The organism is Streptomyces sp. NRRL B-1140 (genome assembly GCF_001280065.1).
Taxonomy (GTDB): Bacteria; Actinomycetota; Actinomycetes; order Streptomycetales; family Streptomycetaceae; genus Streptomyces.
The window spans coordinates 1-370 of sequence record NZ_LGEA01000016.1; the positions used below are offsets into that span (position 1 = coordinate 1).

1 protein-coding gene is annotated in these 370 nt (G+C 67.6%); it reads right to left on the minus strand.

All coding sequences use genetic code 11. From position 1 onward, the window contains the following. On the minus strand, nt 1–370 hold a 370-nt coding region (locus tag ADK65_RS04075; RefSeq protein ID WP_234352786.1), incomplete at both ends, for a methylmalonyl-CoA mutase family protein.

Here is a 370-nt window from a genome sequence, read left to right on the forward strand (position 1 = left end):
GCATCACCCGGGCCCAGATCCGGCGCGCCGCACGGAACTTGGCCACCTCCTCCAGGATCGTCGTGCGGGCGACGAAGAAGAACGACAGGCGGGGCGCGAAGTCGTCGACGTCCATCCCGGCCGCGACCGCCGTGCGCACGTACTCGATGCCGTCCGCGAGGGTGAACGCGATCTCCTGCGCGGGCGAGGCACCCGCCTCGGCCATGTGGTAGACGGAGATCGAGATCGTGTTCCACCTGGGGATCTCGGCCTTGCAGTACTGGAAGATGTCCGCGGTCAGCCGCAGCGACGGCTTGGGCGGGAAGATGTACGTGCCCCGGGCGATGTACTCCTTCAGCACGTCGTTCTGGATCGTGCCCGTCAACCGGTC